Genomic DNA, 20,060 nt, shown 5'->3' on the forward strand with positions numbered 1-20,060 from the left:
GGCAGGACTTTTACTACTGAGGGGATAGCATAATGAAAAAAGCGATGAAACGTATCGGAGGACGTTTTTATAAGACTGGTCTTGGGCTGCTTCTGTTGCTCGCTGTCTTTTGGTTCAGTATTGGCTGGTTCGTCGCGAAAGGAGAACGGCCGCTCGCAAACGGCAAACATCCATATGTTATCGTGCTTGGAGCCGGTGTCAAAGGAGAGACACCTTCGTTGATTTTAAGTAACCGGATTGAAGCGGCTGCCCGGTACGGAAAGCAGTTCCCGGATACGACATTCATCTTAAGCGGCGGACAAGGAGACGGAGAAGCGATTTCAGAAGCGGAAGCGATGCGGCGGGGGATGATTCAAGCAGGAATCAGCGAAGAACGTTTATTGCTTGAAGATCAATCGACTTCGACGACCGAAAATCTGACTTTCTCAAAACGGCTGTTGCCGGCATCCGAAAATCGTGTCTCGATCGTGACGTCGGACTTTCATTTGTACCGGGCCCGGAAAGAGGCAGCGCAAATGAATCTGAAGACCGACGCGATTCCCGCTGCGACACCACTGTCCGGTGTACTGCGTTATGGTATGCGGGAACGTGTCGCGATTGTCGTAAAATATTTTCAATGAAAAACACCTTTCCGTTACCCGGAAAGGTGTCGTCGAATTTATTTGTTGAGTTGCGAATCATTTGGCTTAGAGTCATCTTGATTAGAATCGTTTTGATGAGTAGTGTTCGGTTGATGCTCAGGAGGTGCTTCTTCTTTTCCGAGCGCCACATCTTTTGCTTCAACAACTTTGCTGCTGATGGAGTTTAGGTCACCTTTCGCTTCATTGACAGTCTCTTTGACCGATGAAGCGTCTGATTTGACCGTATCGAGTTCTGTGTTGACTTTATCGTAGACGTTTTGAACGTCTGATGCGACTTCTTGAATGATGCTTGAAGCGCTCTTCACTTGGTTGATGACTTGTGATGCTTTGCCAGACGGATCTTCTTTAATCGATGAAGCAAGCGTCGAGACCGAGTCTTTCGCGCCGCGTAGGCTTTGTTTCGTATTTTGACGGCTCGAAGAACTGAGTAACGTCAGGAGACCACCAACGACTGCGCCAAGCAGCATTCCTGTAAGTAAACTGACTTGACGACCAGATGAAGTTTCCTGATCGAACTGACGGTTCGGGTTTTCAGCGTGGACGGCATGTGGATCGTTTGGTAAGTTTGGTTGCATGATTGACACTCCCTTAGAATATGATTTGACCATGATAGGAATATACCCTTATCTCACAACTAAAAACATGCATTTGTAAAACAACAAAAAGACCATCCAATGATATGATGGTCTGAGACAGTCTAATTGTCTTACGGTCGATGTTCATCATCGTGTTTTTCAGATAATTTACGGTTGATTTCATCGTAATCAATTTCGATGTCATCTTTATTGCCTTTGTAGCCGTAACCCTTTGAAATCACGAGGATTGAAGCGACTAAGACGAAGACGATGATTAGAATGGAGACGACATAAAGCCACATGATCCATTCCTCCTTTCATTCTTCTTTAGTATGACGGAAAAAGCATCTTTCGTCTAAACGAAAATGTAAATTGTATGATAAACTATTTTCAATGAATATATGGATAGAGTGAGGTGACAACATGAGTATACTGGTCGTAGATGATGAGTTTACGAATTTGATGATTTTAGAACGTTTGCTTGAAAACGAGGGGTACGATGTCGTCAAAGCGATGAGCGGGGAAGAAGCGCTGGAGCTGATGGAAGATCCATTGTTCATCGAAACACTGGATGTTGTATTACTTGACGTCGAAATGCCCGGAATCAGCGGTATCGATGCGACCCGCTTAATTCGTAAACGCTTTGGTTTGGATGAGTTGCCGATCGTCATCGTATCCGGCCGATCAAATGAAGAGGATATTGCGGACGGACTGGATGCCGGTGCTTCCGACTATACGACGAAGCCGATCCGGAAAACGGAACTGTTGGCCCGTGTCCGGAACGCCATGTCACTCAAACAAGCGATCGACGCCCGAAAACGGTATGAAAAGGTATTGCAGGAAGACTTTGATTTAGCACAAAAGTTGCAACAGAGTGTCCTGAGTGCCAATATCGAGGACGAAGACATCCGGATTATGGCGACGTACATTCCTTCGAAAAAACTGGCGGGTGATATGTATGCCTGGTACCGGATTTCGCCGCAAAAATACGGGATCATTCTGTTTGATGTCATGGGACATGGTGTATCCTCCGCTTTGATCACGATGGGGATGAGTTCGATTTTATTTGAGCTCGTACACCGCATCGGCGATCCGGCGAAAGTCCTTGAGGAGTTAAACAAACAGATGAGCCGCCTGTTCCCGGGCGATGAAACGGAGATTTATTTTACGGCCGTGTACTTGTACATCGAACTGGATGAAATGAAACTCAGTTATGCCAATGCCGGACATCCACCGGGCTTGTTACGGATGGGAAATCAAATCATTCCGCTTGAGAATACGGGACTGCCGGTCGGAATGTTCGAAGATTCGGAGTATACAAGCCAAACGATTGACCTCGTTTCGCCAGGTTGTGTCTACTTGTATACCGACGGCTTCATGGAGTTATACAGTAAAGGCATTGATGAAGGCATCAGTGCCATCCGTGAATTGATTCACGAGCAGGGTCCTGCCATCCATCAATTGATTCAACCGGATCAAAGTGATGATGCGGACGATTTATGTCTCGTGACCGTCGAAATTAATTAAATGAAACAAAAAACCACGTTCCTTTGATGAACTTAGCCGGAGAGAGCTGAAGAGACAATCGTCTCCGAACTCTTTTTCAAACTAAAGCATTCAAAAGGAAGTGGTTTTTTAATTTTTTTACGACTTTGAAGGAGTTCAACTAAAAGAAACGGCGGCGCCATAAAATAAAGGCTGCCAGCCCCGAGAAGAAAATCATCATGCCGAAGACAATCCAAAAGCCGATGACTTCGCCTTCCCACGGTACATGCACGTTCATCCCGAACATTCCGGAAATCATCGTCGGAATCGAGATGACAATCGTGATGGAAGCGAGAAACTTCATGACGAAGTTGACGTTGTTCGAGATGACAGAACCAAACGTATCCATCGTCGAACTGATGATATCTTTATAGATTTGGGCCATTTCCATAGCCTGCCGGTGTTCAACGAACACATCTTCGAGTAAGTCTTCGTCGTCTTCATGTTTCTCAAGACTCGGCGTTTTGATGATTCGATCGAGTACGCCGTCGTTTGACTTCAAGGAAGTCATGAAGTACACAAGTGATTTTTGTAAGTTCATTAATTGGAAAATTTCTTGATTTCGCATGGAACGTTGCAGTTCTTCTTCGAGCTCATCCATTCGACGGTCAATCTGCCGCAGGAATCGAAGATACGACGAACTGACTTTATAGAGGATCTGAAAGACGAACCGGGAACGGTAATTCGTCCGGAACGCCCGGAGTTTTCCCCCTGAGAACAACGTCAAGACATCCAGCTGTTGCGAACAGACAGTGATGAAGTGTCTTGAGGTCACGATGATACCAAGTGGAATCGTATTGTAACGGCGTCCGGATGATTCTTCTTCGATATAAGGAACGTCGACGATCATCAACAAACCTTCATCATCTTTCTCAAAACGAGGTTTTTCCTCGACATCAAGCGGGTCATAAATAAAATCCTCAGGAATTTTCGTAGCAGCGATGACTTGATCGGCTTCGTCTTTTGTCGGATTGACAAGATGAATCCAGGAACCTTTCGTAAACTCCTGAATTTCGTTGACTGCCCCCGTCACATCACTTCGATAAATCGTCAACATTGTCTATCCCTCCTGCTCTTCACTTTTTTATTATAGGAATACTCTATAGACCGTGTAAATGATTCTCCGATTTTTTTTTAAGACGATTAATGATAATATAGAAAAAGAGGAGGGGAAAAGATGCCTTTTTTTAATGAAAAGAAGTTAGCGGAACTGCGTTTGATTGCCGGCGGCGATGACGTATTCTTGCAAAAAATCGGTGAGACGTATATTGCCCAGTTTGATCGGAAATTTCCGGAATTAAAGGAAGCGGTCGAAGCAAAAGATGCCGAACAGACAGAAAAATTAGCTCATTTACTTAAGGGTGCCTCCTATTCCGTTGCGGCGGATGACTTAGCGGATGACTTTGAATTGCTGGAAAAAGAGGCTGAGACAGGCTCAGTCGAGAATGCGGCCGGTGTTTTAACCCGGATTGAAGACTGCATGACAGGGTTCAGAAAAACTTGGCTGAATGTATTTCTCGAAAAAAAACAGTGATTTTGTTTAGACGAATTGTAATATTAAGTGCAACACCTAGCTGAAAACACAAAAAAAACCCATAACGGCCTCGTGTAGAATAGAGTTACCACACAAAATTCAACGGAGGATTCGTTATGAGCTATATTCATCTTACCATATCAGAAAGAGTCAAAATAGAGACGTATCTCGAGCTAGGTTTCTCTGTCCGAAAGATTGCGGGACGCCTGGGGCGTCAACCTTCTACGATTTCACGAGAATTGAAACGAAATCCTCATTACGATTCTTCTCATGCTGACCAGCGTTATGTGGAGCGAAAGAAGAAGTGCGGTGCACGTACGAAGTTTACGCTCGAAAAAGGAATCTGCATCCTCGAAAAATTACGGGAGACGTGGTCCCCTGAACAAATTGCCGGACGATTATTCCAAGAAGAAGGACTCTCGTTCAAGACAATTTATCGTTGGATTTATAGTGGCCTCGTCGAGGCCGATTCTGGACTTCTTCGGCAAAAGGGAAAGCGTCAGAAACCACGTGAGACGCGCGGACGCTTCAACGTCGGACTGCCAATCAGTAAACGTCCGTCCGACGTCAAAGGGCGTCAAACGTTTGGACATTGGGAGCTTGATACTGTTGTATCGGGTAGAGGAACGTCAAAAGCCTGTGTCGCAACGTTCGTCGAGCGAAAGAGTCGTTTTTATCTCGCTGTACCGATGGAAAATCGGTCCGCTCAATCGATGGAGTCTGCGATTCAAGCATTACATCTTTCCTTCCCGTTGGGAACGTTCCAAACTGCGACGACAGATCGTGGAAAAGAGTTTAGCTGTCATGAACGAATTCGTGACACGTTAGGCTTACCCATGTATTTTGCAGATCCGTATTCTTCTTGGCAGCGTGGTAGTAACGAGAACGCCAATGGTCTTCTCCGTGAATTTTTCCCGAAGGGGACAGATTTCGGAAAGGTCAGTCGTTCTGAAATCGCTCAAGCGCTCGCCTGGATTAATGGGAGACCACGAAAATGTCTTAACTGGAAAACTGCATACGAGGTCTTCACGGAAGAAGTGTTGCACTTAATTTGACAAACCGTCTTTAAAATAAAAGAGATTTAAAAAAACCGTTTCCTGATCAGACAGGAGACGGTTTTTTTGTTTAGGAAAATAGTGATTACAGGACGTATGTATCGACGGTTTCGATCAATCGACCGATTTCCGGCTTTGTAATCTGGGCGTTGACACCAACAGACTCGCCTTTATGGCGGAGGTCATCCGAAATCAAGGACGAGAAGACAACGATCGGTAATTCCGTGTAACGGTCATCTTCACGTAATCGTTTCGTCAAGTGCAGTCCATCCATTTTCGGCATCTCGATATCGGTGATCAAGAGATCACAGTTGCTGCCTGCCTCAAACGCATCGAAGGCATCCTTGCCGTTGATAAACCACTTCAAGCCGTCATAACCGGCTTCTTCCAGCGTTTCGATGATTAACGTCCGGAGCATTTCCGAATCTTCCGCAATCCAAATGGTTTTATTGGAGCGGTTGCGGGGCGAAACACGACGGCCTTCTTCGCGGGCGAAGATATCCTTGCGTGACAGCTCGAGCGCAATTTTCTCGTAATCGAGCAAGATGATCATCTTATCTCCCGTCTTAACGACACCATTCGTTAATCCTTCGATGCCTCGGGCGAGTTCATTCGGCGTATCAATCTGTTCCCACGAAATACGGCGGATTTCCGTTACAGAATCGACGCGGAGGACACTTTTTTCACCGTTAAACTCACAGATGATCAACCGGTCATCTGTCGTTTCCTCATGGGCGACACCGATGACCGTCGGTAAGTCGATGACCGTCATGACTTCACCGCGTAGTTCAATCAGACCTTTGACGGCATCCGGTGTGCCGGGGAGTGGTGTCATCGGTAACGGAACGATGATTTCACGGACTTTCATGACATTGATGCCGAACGTGTAAGGTCCGCAATGAAAAATAACGATTTCCAACTCATTTGTTCCAGCTTCTAATAAAATATCGTGTTGATTGTACACGTAATCGAGCCCCTTTCCATCCTGCACTACACTTCTGACTAGTTATCGGCAGAAAAAAGCAATTCTTCCACCGTAAAAAGAATAAAAAAGTTGTTGAAATCGCTTTCATTTTATGTTAAGCAAAAAGTTTGGCATTTGTCTGACCAATTGATTACAATAGGCTATGCAGCCACACACTGAAGTGAGAGAGAAAAAATAAATGGAGGTCGAGTGGAATGACTACAGCAACAACATACACATACTTATTAGACGGGCAATGGCAGGAAAGTGAATCCAATGAAACCATTGAAATTTCTTCGCCTTATAAAGAAGATACAGTCGGTCGTGTTCAAGCGATGACAAAAACAGAAGTAGATCGTGCAATCGCATCTGCTAAGGCAGCACAGGCAGAATGGGCGAAAGTCCCTGCCAATAAACGCGCTGAATTGCTCCATGCTTGGGCAACAGAACTTGAAAAGCGTGCGAACGAGATTGGCGAAGTCATCATGCGTGAAGTCGGTAAAGGACTTGCTGACGGAATTAAAGAAGTCAAACGGACGGCAGAAATCATCCGTTACACAGCAGAAGAAGGTCTTCGTTTTGACGGTCAAATGATGCAAGGGGACTCGTTCCCGGGCGGAAGTGCGAAAAAAATCGCTATCATCAAAAAAGCGCCGCTCGGCGTCGTACTTGCGATTTCGCCGTTTAACTACCCGGTCAATCTGGCAGCTGCGAAACTGGCCCCTGCCTTGATGACAGGAAATGCCGTCGTCTTCAAACCGGCAACACAAGGTTCGATCAGTGGGACGTTGATGGTTGAAGCGCTTGTCGCAGCAGGATTACCGTCAGGTCTCGTTAATCTCGTGACAGGACGCGGTTCGGTCATCGGCGATTATTTGACAGCGCATCCGGGAATTAACATGATTACGTTCACAGGCGGGACAGCGACAGGGCAACACTTGTCACGTCAGTCGGCGATGATTCCGCTCGTCCTCGAACTCGGCGGAAAAGACCCGGCGCTCGTTCTTGAGGATGCCGATTTATCATTAGCGGCAGATCACATCATCAGCGGTGCGTTCTCGTACTCCGGTCAACGCTGTACAGCCATCAAACGGGTATTCGTTCTTGAACCACAGGCGGATGCGTTGGTGGAAGAATTGTCAGCCCGGATCGCGAAACTGACAGTCGGTTCACCGGAAGACGAAAGTGTTGTCGTGCCGTTGATTGATACAAAATCAGCTGACTTCGTTGAAGGTTTGATTACAGATGCGAAAGAAAAAGGCGCAACACTCGTCACAGGCGGCAACCGGACCGCTAACTTGATTGAGCCGACATTATTTGACCATGTGACACGCGATATGCGAATTGCATGGGAAGAACCGTTCGGACCGGTCTTACCTGTCATTCGTGTCAACTCGGTTGAAGAAATGATCGCTTATGCGAACGAATCGGAATATGGTCTTCAAGCAAGTGTCTTCACGGAAAACATCGATGCAGCATTCAGTGTCGCGGATGCGCTTGAAACAGGTTCTGTCCAAATTAATGGTCGAACGGAACGTGGTCCTGATCACTTCCCGTTCATCGGCGTTAAATCATCGGGTCTTGGCGTTCAAGGTGTCGGACGAAGCCTCGCTTCAATGACACGTGATAAATTAACAGTTCTTAACTTAAAATAAGATAGTTTGATCAAAGCGACCTTTCAATCTGCGGAAAGGTCGCTTTTTTGCATCCAACGGACAGTATATTGCGTATTCTTTTTAAAGGTTTAACGGTTTGAGGGCGACAAAGTTTGCCGCTGCCGCTTCTTTCTCTCTATAATGAAGGAAACCATCCAGAGAGAAGAGGGGTTTACCGATGCGACAAGAGGATGAAATCTTTACTTTACCGATTCCGACACCATTCCCGGTCGGAGATATCAATTGTTATGTGTTACGGACCGATTCGGAAAATATTTTAATTGATTGTGGTCCGGATACGGAACAAGCCTGGCAAGCGATGCAGGACGGTCTTCAAAAAATCGGATTGACGGTTTCGATGCTTGATAAAGTGATCGTGACTCACCACCATGCGGATCACGCGGGGCTTGCCTACCGTTTTTCTGAACAGGGGATTCCGATTTATGGACATGCGCGTCTGCGTCCCTACTTAGAACAAGACCAAGCCTTTTTGAGCAGAGGGGATGACTTCCTGCAACGGCTGGCCTTGTCGTTCGGAGTACCGGACGACATACGGGCACTTTTACCGAGTTACTTATCGGCATTAAAATGGCTTGGCAAAGGACAACTCGATTATGTCCTGCAGGAAGGGGATGCGATTACGGCGTCAGGCGCGTATCGGATCATTGAACTGCCGGGGCATGCGAGCGATCAAATCGGCATTCTCAGTCAATCGGGTGTTCTGTTTGCAGCCGATCATCTGTTGGCGCGCGTCGAACCGAATCCGTTGCTGGAGCAGCCGCAGCCGGGAGATCAATCGGATATGAAACGACCGGTCCTCGCGTACATGCGCTCCCTCCGTAAACTGCAGGGCGAACAGATTCAGATTGCCTATACAGGGCACGGCGAACCGATTCGCGATGTTCCGTCTTTAATCGAAGAACGTCTGTTACAACGGAAAGCGCGCGGTGAACAGTTGCTGAAGCATATCACAGGTTCAAAAACGCTGTTTGAGCTTGCGCAAGTGACGTACGGGAACCGGTTGAAGAAATCGTTCCCGCTTGTCATGAGTGAGATGAAAGCTCGTCTCGACTACCTTGTAGCCAGCGGACAGATCGTTGTCGAAAAACAAGACGGAATTTTACGGTATACGAGAAAGGGCAGTGCGCATGAATCTCATCAATAAGACGGTCGTCTTGACCGGTGCCTCGAGCGGTCTTGGGGAAGCGCTCGCTTACGAGCTGAACCGGCACGGGGCAAATTTGATTTTAGTCGCCCGGCGGGAAGATCGGCTCCAACAGATGGCGAAAACCCTTCAGGCGGAATACATCGTTTACGATTTAGAACATTCACCGGAGCGTCTGGCTGATCAAATCGCCGACCGGTATGGCATGATTGATGTACTGATCAACAATGCCGGGTTTGGGGAGTTCAGTTTTTTGAAGGACACGACGATTGAAACCATTGAATCGATGAACCGAGTCAACGTTCTGGCTCCGATCCGGTTGACGAAAGCCTGTCTTCCGCTGTTTCGTCCGCACGGCATAATTGTCAACGTGGCAAGTCAGGCCGGAAAGTTACCTACACCGAAGTCGAGCATTTATTGCATGACGAAAGCAGCGTTATATCAGTTTTCAAATGCATTGCGTCTCGAACTGAAGCCGCAGGGTCTTCATGTCATGACGGTCAATCCGGGACCGATTGCGACGGAATTTTTTGTCCGGGCGGATCTCAGCCGGAAATACGAAAAAAACGTTGCGAACATCGTCCTGTCAAAAGAAAAATTAGCACGAACGGTGACGCGGGCCATGGTCCGGGAAAAACGCGAGGTGAATGCGCCGTTTTGGATGGAAGGTTCGGCAAAGGCCTACGGATTGTTTCCGCGGGTCATTGAATGGCTCGGGAAGTCAGGCTTCGATAAAAAATAAAGGGGATTTTCACACATGATAAAACAGATGACTGCCATCGCAGCAACAGGACTGCTCCTTGCCGGATGTGCCTCTCCGGCAGCGCCGGTTCAGGAAAAAGTATTAGGATCGTCCTATACGTCGATTGCGAAAGACGCTAATGCGACGACTGTCCGGATGTATATGTGGGGCGGCGATGAGGGGATCAACGCCTATATCGATGAATACGTGGCGCCAAAATTAAAAAAAGAGCACAAGATTACATTGAAGCGGGTTCCGATTGAAACAGCCGATTTGATTCAAAAACTGCGGGCGGAAAAGAAAGCCGGGAAAGAAAAGGGTGTCATCGATGTCGTCTGGATTAACGGCGACAACTTCCGGAACGCCAAAAAGGACGGCTTGTTATACGGTGAAATCACAAAAGTGTTGCCGAACATGAAATACGTCGATCCGCAGGCGCAAGGATCGGACAGCGGAACACCGACGGATCATCTTGAAGCCGCGTGGGGGAAAGTTCAATACACGTTCCACTACGATCAAGCCAGTGTCAAAAATCCGCCCCAAGACTTGCGGGAACTAAAAAGCTGGGTCAAAGAAAATCCCGGCAAATTTACGTATCCGGAAGTGACGGACTTTACGGGGAATGCGTTTGTCCGCCACGTCATGTATGGGCTCGAGTCAAAAGAGACGTTAAAGGACCCGAAAGCGGACTTTAAGAAAACATGGGCGTATTTAAACGAATTGAAGCCTTATTTATGGAAAGAAGGCAAAACGTATCCGAAGACGCTCGCTCAGCTGGACCAACTGTATGCCAAAGGAAGTGTCGCCTTCACGATGGGCTTTAACGAACGACGGGCGGAACAGGAAGTGAAGTCAGGGACATTCCCGAAAGAAACACGTCCGCTGATCTTAAAAGACGGTTCCATCGCATCGACCCACTTCCTGTCGATTCCGTTTAACGCACCGAATCCGAATGGAGCACTCGTTACGATTAACACGTTATTGTCACCGGACGCCCAACTTAAGAAATTCGACGGCACTTACTGGGGAGACGGGACGAGCCTCGATTTGACGACGGTAAGCCAGAAGGAACAGCAGGCGTTTGAAGAGGTTCCGGCAGCGGAATCGACGCCGAAACCGGCGGCATTTGAGGGGAAAGTCCGTGCTGAACTGGATCCGGCCATCTTTGATATGATTCGGAAAGACTGGCCGGAACGTGTGGCGCGGTAATGCCTGGCCTGCAACGCTGCTGATTGTCGGCATGGTCGGATACGGTCTGTTCATCAGTCTTTCGATGACGACTTGGGGAGATTACAAGCAATTGTCCGCAGATCCGGTATTTTTGGAAAGTGTCGGCATCAGTCTCTATGTCGCAGTCAGCAGTACCGTACTGGCTGTATTGATCGGGGCAGGATTGGCCGGATTTTTTGCGAAACAGACGGGATGGGCTGCGCAAATTCTGGCCGTCCCGTTATTTTTGCCCCATCTTGGTGCAGCCTATCTAGCCATTCTTTACCTGAGTGATTTCCCGGTCATTGGTCCGCACGAGGTGAATCAATTTAGTATCATCTTGACGTATCTCTACAAGGAAATCCCGTTTGTCTTTTTCTATTTACTGCCGGTCTATCGGCGTCTCGACCATCGCTATGAAGAACTGGGATTGATGCTCGGTTTGTCACGGATAAAACGGTTTTGGCACGGAAAAGGGGTATTTTTACTGTTTCCTGTTCTGGAAGCAGCCTTTATCGTTTTTGCCTTCACCTTGTTTGCTTACGAAGTCCCGGCATTGCTCGGTGTGACGTATCCGAAGCTGATTGGTGTCTATACGTTTGATTTGTATACGCAGGGCGATTTGTCGCGTCAACCGGAAGCCTTTGCCATCAGTGTCCTCTTGACCGGCCTTCTGTTTTTGCTGTTATTGCTGTTCACACGAATGATTCGTCCGTTAACGGAACGGATCAGTAAGGGGCGGATCGAATGAGGAGACGGATCATAACAGGAGTGACAGGATTCCTGATCCTCGTTCCGTTGATCGGATTGATTCCGTCCACCTGGACTTGGAATCCGCGGTTGTTTGAAACCTTGGCAACGACGATTTCGATGATTGTTGCCTTGACGCTGCTCAATCATTCGATCGGCTATATTACTGGAAAGGCAATTGCGTTTCGCACGGGACGACTCATCCGCTCGATGGAACTATTGATCAGTTTACCGCTCTTTTTACCAGTTTTGTTATTGTCGTTTGGTCTTTATCTGACCTGGATCCGGTTAGGACTTGCCGATCAATTCGTCGGAGTGCTGCTGGTTTTACTGCTGCCAACGTTACCGTATACGATTCGGATCTATACGAATGCGTTTCAGGCACTGGGGGAACAGATGATGGAGCAGATGGTGTTGATTGAACCGAGCCGTATAAAACGATTTGTTTTTCTCACAGGCCCGATGATGCGTTCTGCCATCCAATCCGTCACTCTGCTCGTAACGGTCATTGCCTTGAGTCAATATGCGCTCGTCACCCTGATTGGAGGCGGTGTCGTTCAAATGATTGCGCTTGAAGCGTTTCCGCTTTATTCCGGAAATTCTTTGATTGCAGCGAAAGAAGCGACGATCTGGCTGCTTGTTTTACCGTTTTTGATTTATTTTGTGCAACTCATGCTGCTCGAAGCATGGGTGCGATTAGTTCGGAGGCTGTTAGATGGACGTTACGATTCAGCACGTCAATAAACGATTTGGTCAGAAACAAGTCTTGCAGGGCGTTGATTTACGCATTACGTCGGGGCAATGTGTCGCTTTGGTCGGTCCGAGCGGAAGCGGGAAAACAACACTGCTGCGATTGATTGCAGGTCTTGAGAAAGTATCGGACGGAACCATCCGTTTCGGAGAGATCGATATGACACATGCCGCTCCGAATCAACGGGGTGTGACAATGTTGTTTCAACGTCCGTTACTGTTTCCTCATTTGACGGTCGGTCAAAATATCCGTCTTGGTATGGCAAAAGGTCATCATGAGGATTTGCAACAATGGTTGGAGAAAGTCGGATTAGCCGGACGGGCAGATGCTTTTGTCCATGAACTGTCCGGTGGAGAACAACAACGGGCCAGCCTTGCCCGGGCGTTGGCCAGCGGTCCGAATTTTCTGTTGCTCGACGAACCGTTCTCGAGTCTCGATTTACCACGCCGCCGCGAACTGCGGACGCTAATCCGGCGCTTGACGGTCGCCGAAGGCGTGACGACGTTACTTGTGACGCACGACCGTGAGGAAGCGATGGCGATGGCGGATTATGTCTACGTAATGGAACAAGGACAAATCATTGATCAGGGACATCCGGTTAAATTGGCGGAAAAAAGTCCGTTTTTCGGAGACGGTATGTACCTGGACGGTGATTGGTATCCGTTATCGGAAGTGAAGTTGGTCTTAAGACCGACGAATGGATTACAGGAACATGTTACGATTACGAAAGAGCTGACGCAGTACGGTGTTCGTTTTTATGAAGTCGAACGCGAGACAGGTGAGCGTCTTGTTGTTCAAACGACAGAGACGTTCCTCGAAAACGTGACAGCTTATCTTGTGAGGAAGGAGGGGTAGCATGTTAGATACACGCGCGAGAAGAGTCGTCCAGCCCCTTTTTGAGCAGATGGCGACCTTATTAAAGAAGATGGGGCTTTCCGCCAACCAGGTCACCATCATTTCCGGCATCATCGGTGCCTCGACCGGTTTCTTTGTGTATAACGATATGACGGGAATTGCAATTTTATTATTATGGCTGTCCGGAGCACTCGATGTCGTCGATGGAACGATGGCACGCCGGGAAAAAACGACACCGATCGGGACGATTCTCGATTTAGTGCTCGACCGGATTGTGGAATTATCCGTTTTGATCGGAATTGCCTTACGTTTTCCGGAGACGCAAGTCGTCATTTTATTACTCGTCGCCTCATTCGTGATTGGTATGACGATGTTTCTTGCGATTGGAGCGGTCAGCGAAAATTATGGATTTAAGTCATTCCAGTATCAACCGGGCCTCGTCGAACGGACGGAAGGATTCCTTTTTCTGACTGCGATGTTACTGTTTCCAAGCGCCATCATCTGGATTGCGATCCTCTTTTTGATTGCTGAATTGTATACGGTCGGCGAGCGGTTTTATCAAGCTTCGAAGGTGTTGCGATGAGCGAATCAGAACAGTTGATGGTCGTTGATTCCACCGGTCAACCGCTGTATCCGGCAACCCGTAAGAAAATCCACCAAGAGGGATTGTGGCATGAGACGTTTCATTGTTTTGTCATCAATCATGAGGAAGGCCACGTGATCTTACAACAACGGGCGAAACAGAAAAAAGATTTCCCGGGGCTGATTGATATCACGGCTGCCGGACATTTGCTCGCAGGTGAGACGCCGAGGGACGGAATCCGCGAACTCGAAGAAGAGATCGGTCTCGTCCGGCAGTTTGAGCAACTGTTTCCACTGGGCGTCTTCTTGGAAGAGTTGATACTCGGGGACTTAAAAGATCGTGAACGTGTCCATCTGTTCCTGACGGATGAATCGATGCCGCTCGAACGTTACGTGTTGCAAACAGAAGAAGTCAGTCGATTGATTGCCTTACCATTTTCCGAGTTTGCCCGGCTGACGGATGAGACGGCAGAAACGTTTCAGACCGCGGATCAAGAAATCATCCACCGTGATCAATTCGTACCGCATCCGTCTGCCTACTTTAGACGGGTGAATGAAGGAATTCAAGCATATCGTGTCCAGCAGACATAACGAAAGGGCTGTCATGCATTTTTATGCGGCAGTTCTTTCGTTTTTTTACGGTAAGCTAGGCAAAAAGTAGCATAATGGGCATTTCTTTGAGATAATTAACAATATATACATTTGATGAAAGAAGGTGCAGCCAGTGGCGTTACGATTTGCATTGCTCGGACTGCTAACTCAGGGAGAAGCGACCGGATATGATTTAAGTACGACGTTCAAAAAGCAGATGACCCATTTTTGGACGGCGCATCATACACAAATTTACCGTGAATTGTTGAAAATGGAAGAAGATCAGCTTGTGACCAGTGTGTACATCGTCCAAGAAGACTTACCCGATAAAAAGGTTTATTCGATTACGGAAGAAGGTCAAACGGCACTTGTCGCCTGGTTGCGTGCGCCAAGTGAGTTCAAGCCGAAGATGAAAGATGAAAACTTGATGCGGGTGTCCTTGCTGCATCTGTTGCCGCCGGATGAAGCGATTTTGTATTTGGAAGAATCGAAGCGGCATCACCAGTTTGCCGTCGATATGATGAAGGTCTGGCGGAAAGATCATTTAGAAAACGGGGCAACGCTCGGGGAAACCTTGACGAGTGAATACGGCTTACGCATGATGCTGAATTATCTCGAGTGGTGTGACTGGGCGATGGAAGAAATAAAGAAAAGTCAGGCGAATGTCTGAACCATACGGTGATATCATCAATCCTTTGTCAAAACAGGGGATTGTTTTTTTGCGTCGTCAAAAGAGCATTTGAGACAGACGATATGGTACAGTAAATGAATTGTAACGGGATTAGAGGAGGACTACGAACGTGAGTGTATTTACGGATTATGAAGAATGGTTGGATGAAGTCACGGATGAGATGATTGAACATCAAGTCCATTACGCTGTCGCAGAATTAAAATTAGGCGGAGAAATCGGTGACTACTATGAAGAATCCGGAGTAATTGACCGGTTTGTCACGCAACAGTTGGTCTGGTTGTCGTTTGAGGAAATGGAACAGATTTTAGATGAAGCGGGAGAGTTGAATCTTGAAATCGTAGCAGACGAAGCTGAATCAGATGTGCAACGGTCACAAGTCAAACAGATTCTGAAACAATCGATTAAACAACAGCTGGTGTTGAAGTCGCAACCGTTCGTCGCGACACGTCTCGAACAATTGCGTCAGGAACATCCGTCTGTCAAAGATCAGTTTGAAGAAGTTCGTTCAGCCTACGATCAAGTCGATCAGCTTTTGAAATCGGGTCCGCAACCGACGATTATTCCGAAACGGTGGTACCGTCGGGAACGGATTGTTCCCCGTGCCTTCACTCCGGCGGAACAAACGAGTTTAGAGCAGGAGCATCTCAAGCTTTCGCCACAGTACGAAACACAAAAACAGAAGCTTGAAGAACTGAGTCGTGAAATCGCAGCGTATGAACGGGTTTTACCGTAAAGTGAAAACAACAAAAACCCCTTTTCGGTATCTGTACCGAAAAGGGGTTTGTTGCTTGCAGGATTAAGTTAGACGATTGCGAGCTTAGCAATGACAAGCTTAGCGACGGCTTCACTTGAAGCAGGGTTTTGACCTGTGACAACATTACCATCGATGACAGCGAATTCTTTTCCGGCATCTGAAGTCAGGAAGGTTGCCCCTTCACCGCGTAATGTAGTTTCAAGCAAGAACGGAACTTTGTCTTCGAGTCCTGTTGATTTTTCTTCTTCGTCCGTGAAGCCGTTGATTTGACGACCTGATACGAACGGTTTACCGTCAATCGTGACATGCGCAAAGGCAGCAGGTCCGTGGCAGACTGACGCGACGACGCCGTCTTTTCGGACCATCGCTTCGATGGCACCGGCAACGAGCGGGTTGTTCGGGAAGTCGACGACTGCTCCGTGGCCGCCCGGGAAGTAAACAGCGTCAAACGAAGCAGGATCGACGTCTGCGAGTGGCGTCGTATCGTGCAGGGCACGACGTGCTTCCTGGAATTTAGGCAGGATTTCTTTAACCATTGAAGCTTTATCAATCGGTACGTCGCCGCCTTTGACCGAAACGACCGTGACATCATGACCGGCTTCTTTAAACAGGTTGTATGGAGCAGCAAACTCCTCGAACCATAAACCGGTTTTGTGACCGTTCATATCGTCAGCACTTGTAGATACGATTAAAATTTTTGACATGATAAAAACTCCTCCTCTGTAATAACGTTACAAAGAAGAAGTTTCCCTTCCGATAAAATATTCAAACCTCACCGGTGTTCTGTGTACGTATGAACCGGCAGAAGCGACAAAACATGTGCGATCTGTTCAGCAGTCAACGGTTCCCGCATCGCCTGCAGATTCGCCTGCAGTTGCGACACGCTCGATGCGCCGGGCAACACGATATCGGCTTGTTGATCAACGGCCTGCAGAGCCATTGCAGGGAGCGGATAATCCTGTAACGTCGACAGGACGTGTTCCAGCTGCTCCTTGTCATATTGTTCAAACCGGTCAACCGATTGAAGACGTGACATGCTTTCCGTCGTCAGAAGACCTTTCGCGAGCGGTCCGCGGGCGACGAGTTTGATGTTACGTTCTTGCAGCCGCGGCAATAACTCCTCGATCCGGCGGTCGAGCAGCGAATACGGTGTCATCAAATAACTGAAGTCACTGTGGTCAAGCCAATAATTGATGACGTTCGGACGGAGGGACGAAATTCCATATTCTTTAATGCGTCCTTCTTCCCGCAAGTCTTTCATGGCACGAATCGAGGCATCCAGATCGTCTTCCATCGTTCCGCCATGGACATAATAGAGATCGAGATACGGTGTTTCGAGACGGTTCAGACTCTCAAAACATGCTTTTTTCAGGTAGTCGTAACTCGGGTCCCACGTCCAGCCTGTCCCGGTGTCATTCATCCGGTTGCCGCCTTTTGAAGCTAAAAAGATCCGGCTGCGGTCTTCCGGTGAAAATGTCTGTCCAATCAATGACTCGACTGCGCCGTTGGCATAGACATCCGCCGTATCGAAGTGAACGATTCCTTCGTCGAGCGCTGTCCGGAGAATTTCGGCTGCTTCCTCTTGACCGCGTTTTAAAATCGTCATCGTACCTAAACCTAATGTCATATCAATCCCTCATTTCTTTCGACTGGTGCTACTGTGTATCAGTTTAGCATATTTGATCCACGATGTTCCCGGGTGGATTTGTACGGAATGGGCATTGCAATGGAAAAGAAACAGACTTGCATCAAGAATCAAAAAACAGGCATACTGTGAAAGAGAAGAAATCCGATTAGAAGAGGTGTTCAGGATGGAAGAAAAAACACTAGAGCGCGAAGTTATTTATGAAGGAAAAGTATTTAACGTTGAGAAACATGTCGTCAGTCTGCCGAACGGTAATACGTCGATTCGCGAACTGGTCTATCACAACGGTGCAGTCGCCATCATCGCGTTTGATGAAAAAGGAGATTTGTTGGTCGTTGAGCAATACCGGAAAGCGTTCGAGCAATTGTCAATTGAAATCCCGGCCGGAAAGTTGGAAAAAGGGGAAAATCCGGAAGAGTGCGCAGGGCGTGAACTGAAAGAAGAAACGGGATACACGGCAACTGAGCTGAACCACGTGTTTGATTTTTACGGAGCTCCTGGGTTTTGCAGCGAACGCGTACATATTTATGAAGCAGGCGGTTTGACTGCGGGAGAGCGTCAGCTGGATGCAGATGAGTTTCTGGAAAACCAGACGTTGACACTTGAACGGGCGCTTGAACTTGTAGCGAATGGGACGATTGTCGATGCGAAAACGATCATGGCGATTCAGCATTGGCACATTCGTACATTAAAATCATTCTAAAGCGAATGATTTTCAGTTGATAATCATTTTAATTTGAAAAACCACAGATTATCGGCTATGATAAAACCATCAGTTTCGACCAAAGGGGGCGCTATGATGGAAAGTCGTGTTGAACGCATTAAAAAACAGCTGAGCGGTAAAGGATATAAGCTGACTCCCCAACGTGAAGCGACCGTACGGATCTTACTGGAACATGAGTCGGACCATTTAAGTGCGGAAAATGTCTTTTTATTGGTCAAAGAAAAAAACTCAGACATCGGACTTGCAACGGTCTACCGGACACTTGAATTATTAACGGAGCTTGAAGTCGTTGATAAAGTCAACTTCGGAGACGGCGTATCCCGATTTGATTTACGGCAGGAAGGTGCGAGTCACTCGCATCATCATCTCGTCTGTATCGAATGCGGATCCGTCGAGGAAATTTTGGATGATATGTTAGAAGAAGTCGAAAAAGAAATCGTCACGCGTTTCCAATTTAAAATCAAGGATCACCGTTTGACGTTCCATGGTGTATGCCGGGTATGCCAGGAGCGGCATGCACGTGAAGCACTGGAGCAATCACAAATACAAACCGTCTGACTGTCCTCATCTAAAAGAGGGCGGTTTTTCTTTTTGAGAAATATAGGTCAGACCTCTTCACAACGGTTTACACCTTTGATATGATAGGAAAGTAAGCGATTTCTTAATGATAGAGGATGAGTTCAGTGAGGCAACAACTGGAGACTTTTATCGACTATTTAGTGATTGAGCGGCAGATGTCGGCGAACACGGCAGCTGCCTATCGAAATGATTTAAACCAGTATTTGACGACGCTTGAACAGCAGGGGATTTCGTCCGCGGAAGAAGTCACACGCCACCACATCGTCCTTCATATTGAATCCCTGTTACAGGCACAAAAATCACGAGCGACGGTCCGGCGGTCGACGAGCTCGATCCGATCGTTCCATCAGTTTTTAGTGGAACGTCAAATCGTCCGGCATGATCCGTCACGTCATCTTGACTTGCCGAAACCGGATAAAAAACTGCCGGTGGTTTGGAGTCAAACCGATATCGTCCGTCTGCTTGATTCGGTCGTCGGCAATGATCCGCTCGTCCGGCGGGATGCAGCGATGCTTGAATTGCTGTACGGAACCGGTATGCGTGTCAGTGAATTGTTACAACTGACGCTGAGTGATTTGCAACTTGAACTCGGTTACTTGTCCTGTCTTGGAAAGGGTAACAAAACCCGGATTATTCCGATCAGTCAGACGGCGATCGACAGCGTCTCGGTTTATCTTGAGCTGGCCCGGAACAGTCTCGGAGGACGGCAAACGGATTATGTGTTCCTCAACAGTCGCGGCGATCGGTTATCGCGTCAGGGTTTCTGGAAGATGATCAAACGCCGGGCGAAAGAAGCGGGAATTGAAAAAGACATCACGCCCCACGTCTTGCGTCATTCGTTTGCGACCCACCTTCTCGAGAACGGAGCCGATTTACGTGTCGTTCAGGAAATGTTGGGACATGCCGATTTATCGACGACGCAAATGTATACCCATGTCAATAAAGCCAGATTACATGATGTCTATAAGAACCATCATCCACGTGCGTGATGGTTTTAACATCAAAAGGTCTGACTTCAGACAAATAGGGTGTTTTGTCTAGTCCGTTTACGGG

At 47.6% G+C, this 20,060-nt stretch carries 24 protein-coding genes; 18 read left to right on the plus strand and 6 right to left on the minus strand.

The genetic code is table 11. The annotated features are described in order from the left end of the window. Nucleotides 1-32: 32 nt before the first annotated feature. On the plus strand, nucleotides 33-620 hold the full coding sequence (locus tag EXIG_RS05220) for a YdcF family protein (RefSeq protein WP_012369882.1): 588 nt from the start codon (nucleotides 33-35) through the stop codon (nucleotides 618-620). A gap of 38 nt (nucleotides 621-658) precedes the next feature. Here the strand turns inward: EXIG_RS05220 and EXIG_RS05225 are convergent, their stop codons facing one another. Together EXIG_RS05225 and ytzI are read right to left on the minus strand one after the other, a co-directional pair. Continuing rightward, nucleotides 659-1,216, minus strand: coding sequence for a hypothetical protein (locus EXIG_RS05225; RefSeq protein WP_012369883.1), 558 nt, complete (start codon nucleotides 1,214-1,216; stop codon nucleotides 659-661). A 131-nt stretch (nucleotides 1,217-1,347) separates the two neighbouring features. Further along, entirely contained in the window at nucleotides 1,348-1,518 is a 171-nt protein-coding gene (ytzI, locus tag EXIG_RS15820) for a YtzI protein (protein ID WP_012369884.1), read from the minus strand. A 121-nt stretch (nucleotides 1,519-1,639) separates the two neighbouring features. Here ytzI and EXIG_RS05230 point away from each other — a divergent pair, with 121 nt between their 5' ends. Then, nucleotides 1,640-2,743, plus strand: a complete 1,104-nt coding sequence (locus EXIG_RS05230; RefSeq protein WP_012369885.1) for a PP2C family protein-serine/threonine phosphatase — start codon at nucleotides 1,640-1,642, stop codon at nucleotides 2,741-2,743. Between the two features lie 139 nt (nucleotides 2,744-2,882). Here the strand turns inward: EXIG_RS05230 and EXIG_RS05235 are convergent, their stop codons facing one another. Beyond that, a complete protein-coding gene (locus EXIG_RS05235) occupies nucleotides 2,883-3,818 on the minus strand; it encodes a magnesium transporter CorA family protein (protein ID WP_012369886.1) in 936 nt (311 codons plus the stop codon). Between the two features lie 120 nt (nucleotides 3,819-3,938). Here EXIG_RS05235 and EXIG_RS05240 point away from each other — a divergent pair, with 120 nt between their 5' ends. Beyond that, the gene (locus EXIG_RS05240; RefSeq protein WP_012369887.1) at nucleotides 3,939-4,295 is read left to right on the plus strand and encodes an Hpt domain-containing protein; all 357 of its coding nucleotides are present in this window, start codon (nucleotides 3,939-3,941) and stop codon (nucleotides 4,293-4,295) included. A 116-nt stretch (nucleotides 4,296-4,411) separates the two neighbouring features. Then, nucleotides 4,412-5,350: an IS30 family transposase gene (locus EXIG_RS05245; RefSeq protein WP_012369167.1), complete on the plus strand. Its 939-nt coding sequence runs from the start codon at nucleotides 4,412-4,414 to the stop codon at nucleotides 5,348-5,350. Between the two features lie 85 nt (nucleotides 5,351-5,435). On the opposite strand, the gene EXIG_RS05250 is transcribed toward EXIG_RS05245, so the two are convergent. Further along, entirely contained in the window at nucleotides 5,436-6,314 is an 879-nt protein-coding gene (locus EXIG_RS05250; RefSeq protein WP_041261525.1) for a chemotaxis protein CheV, read from the minus strand. 215 nt (nucleotides 6,315-6,529) lie between these two features. Between EXIG_RS05250 and EXIG_RS05255 the strand changes: the two genes are divergently transcribed. The 11 genes from EXIG_RS05255 (at nucleotide 6,530) to EXIG_RS05305 (ending at nucleotide 16,038) form a co-directional block, all read left to right on the plus strand. After that, complete coding sequence (locus EXIG_RS05255) at nucleotides 6,530-7,969, plus strand: NADP-dependent glyceraldehyde-3-phosphate dehydrogenase (protein ID WP_012369889.1); 1,440 nt, start codon at nucleotides 6,530-6,532, stop codon at nucleotides 7,967-7,969. Nucleotides 7,970-8,147: 178 nt separating this feature from the next. Beyond that, a complete protein-coding gene (locus tag EXIG_RS05260; RefSeq protein WP_012369890.1) occupies nucleotides 8,148-9,134 on the plus strand; it encodes an MBL fold metallo-hydrolase in 987 nt (328 codons plus the stop codon). Then, on the plus strand, nucleotides 9,118-9,876 hold the full coding sequence (locus EXIG_RS05265; RefSeq protein ID WP_012369891.1) for an SDR family NAD(P)-dependent oxidoreductase: 759 nt from the start codon (nucleotides 9,118-9,120) through the stop codon (nucleotides 9,874-9,876). The genes EXIG_RS05260 and EXIG_RS05265 overlap by 17 nt, the downstream gene beginning before the upstream one ends. 15 nt (nucleotides 9,877-9,891) lie before the next feature. Continuing rightward, nucleotides 9,892-11,085: an ABC transporter substrate-binding protein gene (locus tag EXIG_RS05270; protein ID WP_012369892.1), complete on the plus strand. Its 1,194-nt coding sequence runs from the start codon at nucleotides 9,892-9,894 to the stop codon at nucleotides 11,083-11,085. Next, nucleotides 11,072-11,836: an ABC transporter permease family protein gene (locus EXIG_RS05275; protein WP_012369893.1), complete on the plus strand. Its 765-nt coding sequence runs from the start codon at nucleotides 11,072-11,074 to the stop codon at nucleotides 11,834-11,836. Before EXIG_RS05270 ends, EXIG_RS05275 begins: the two co-directional genes overlap by 14 nt. Further along, entirely contained in the window at nucleotides 11,833-12,579 is a 747-nt protein-coding gene (locus tag EXIG_RS05280; RefSeq protein WP_012369894.1) for an ABC transporter permease subunit, read from the plus strand. The genes EXIG_RS05275 and EXIG_RS05280 overlap by 4 nt, the downstream gene beginning before the upstream one ends. Continuing rightward, the gene (locus EXIG_RS05285; RefSeq protein ID WP_012369895.1) at nucleotides 12,551-13,441 is read left to right on the plus strand and encodes an ABC transporter ATP-binding protein; all 891 of its coding nucleotides are present in this window, start codon (nucleotides 12,551-12,553) and stop codon (nucleotides 13,439-13,441) included. The genes EXIG_RS05280 and EXIG_RS05285 overlap by 29 nt, the downstream gene beginning before the upstream one ends. A 1-nt stretch (nucleotide 13,442) precedes the next feature. Next, nucleotides 13,443-14,024: a CDP-alcohol phosphatidyltransferase family protein gene (locus tag EXIG_RS05290; protein ID WP_012369896.1), complete on the plus strand. Its 582-nt coding sequence runs from the start codon at nucleotides 13,443-13,445 to the stop codon at nucleotides 14,022-14,024. Next, complete coding sequence (locus EXIG_RS05295) at nucleotides 14,021-14,614, plus strand: NUDIX hydrolase (protein WP_012369897.1); 594 nt, start codon at nucleotides 14,021-14,023, stop codon at nucleotides 14,612-14,614. Before EXIG_RS05290 ends, EXIG_RS05295 begins: the two co-directional genes overlap by 4 nt. Nucleotides 14,615-14,747: 133 nt before the next feature. Beyond that, on the plus strand, nucleotides 14,748-15,284 hold the full coding sequence (locus tag EXIG_RS05300) for a PadR family transcriptional regulator (protein ID WP_012369898.1): 537 nt from the start codon (nucleotides 14,748-14,750) through the stop codon (nucleotides 15,282-15,284). A 130-nt stretch (nucleotides 15,285-15,414) separates the two neighbouring features. Further along, complete coding sequence (locus EXIG_RS05305) at nucleotides 15,415-16,038, plus strand: hypothetical protein (protein ID WP_012369899.1); 624 nt, start codon at nucleotides 15,415-15,417, stop codon at nucleotides 16,036-16,038. 68 nt (nucleotides 16,039-16,106) lie between these two features. Here the strand turns inward: EXIG_RS05305 and EXIG_RS05310 are convergent, their stop codons facing one another. Continuing rightward, nucleotides 16,107-16,763: a type 1 glutamine amidotransferase domain-containing protein gene (locus EXIG_RS05310; RefSeq protein WP_012369900.1), complete on the minus strand. Its 657-nt coding sequence runs from the start codon at nucleotides 16,761-16,763 to the stop codon at nucleotides 16,107-16,109. Nucleotides 16,764-16,831: 68 nt separating this feature from the next. Next, on the minus strand, nucleotides 16,832-17,686 hold the full coding sequence (locus tag EXIG_RS05315; protein ID WP_012369901.1) for an aldo/keto reductase: 855 nt from the start codon (nucleotides 17,684-17,686) through the stop codon (nucleotides 16,832-16,834). Between the two features lie 184 nt (nucleotides 17,687-17,870). Between EXIG_RS05315 and EXIG_RS05320 the strand changes: the two genes are divergently transcribed. The 3 genes from EXIG_RS05320 to xerD all read left to right on the plus strand — a co-directional run bounded on the left by EXIG_RS05320 (nucleotide 17,871) and on the right by xerD (nucleotide 19,996). Beyond that, nucleotides 17,871-18,407, plus strand: coding sequence for an NUDIX domain-containing protein (locus EXIG_RS05320; RefSeq protein WP_012369902.1), 537 nt, complete (start codon nucleotides 17,871-17,873; stop codon nucleotides 18,405-18,407). 96 nt (nucleotides 18,408-18,503) lie between these two features. After that, nucleotides 18,504-18,986 carry a ferric iron uptake transcriptional regulator gene (gene fur / locus EXIG_RS05325; RefSeq protein WP_012369903.1) on the plus strand — a complete coding sequence of 161 codons (483 nt, stop codon included), beginning with the start codon at nucleotides 18,504-18,506 and terminating at the stop codon, nucleotides 18,984-18,986. Nucleotides 18,987-19,111: 125 nt separating this feature from the next. Continuing rightward, on the plus strand, nucleotides 19,112-19,996 hold the full coding sequence (xerD, locus tag EXIG_RS05330; RefSeq protein WP_012369904.1) for a site-specific tyrosine recombinase XerD: 885 nt from the start codon (nucleotides 19,112-19,114) through the stop codon (nucleotides 19,994-19,996). The last annotated feature ends 64 nt before the right edge of the window (nucleotides 19,997-20,060 follow it).

Origin of the sequence: Exiguobacterium artemiae 255-15 (assembly GCF_000019905.1) — a bacterium.
GTDB classification, from domain to species: domain Bacteria; phylum Bacillota; class Bacilli; order Exiguobacteriales; family Exiguobacteriaceae; genus Exiguobacterium_A; species Exiguobacterium_A artemiae.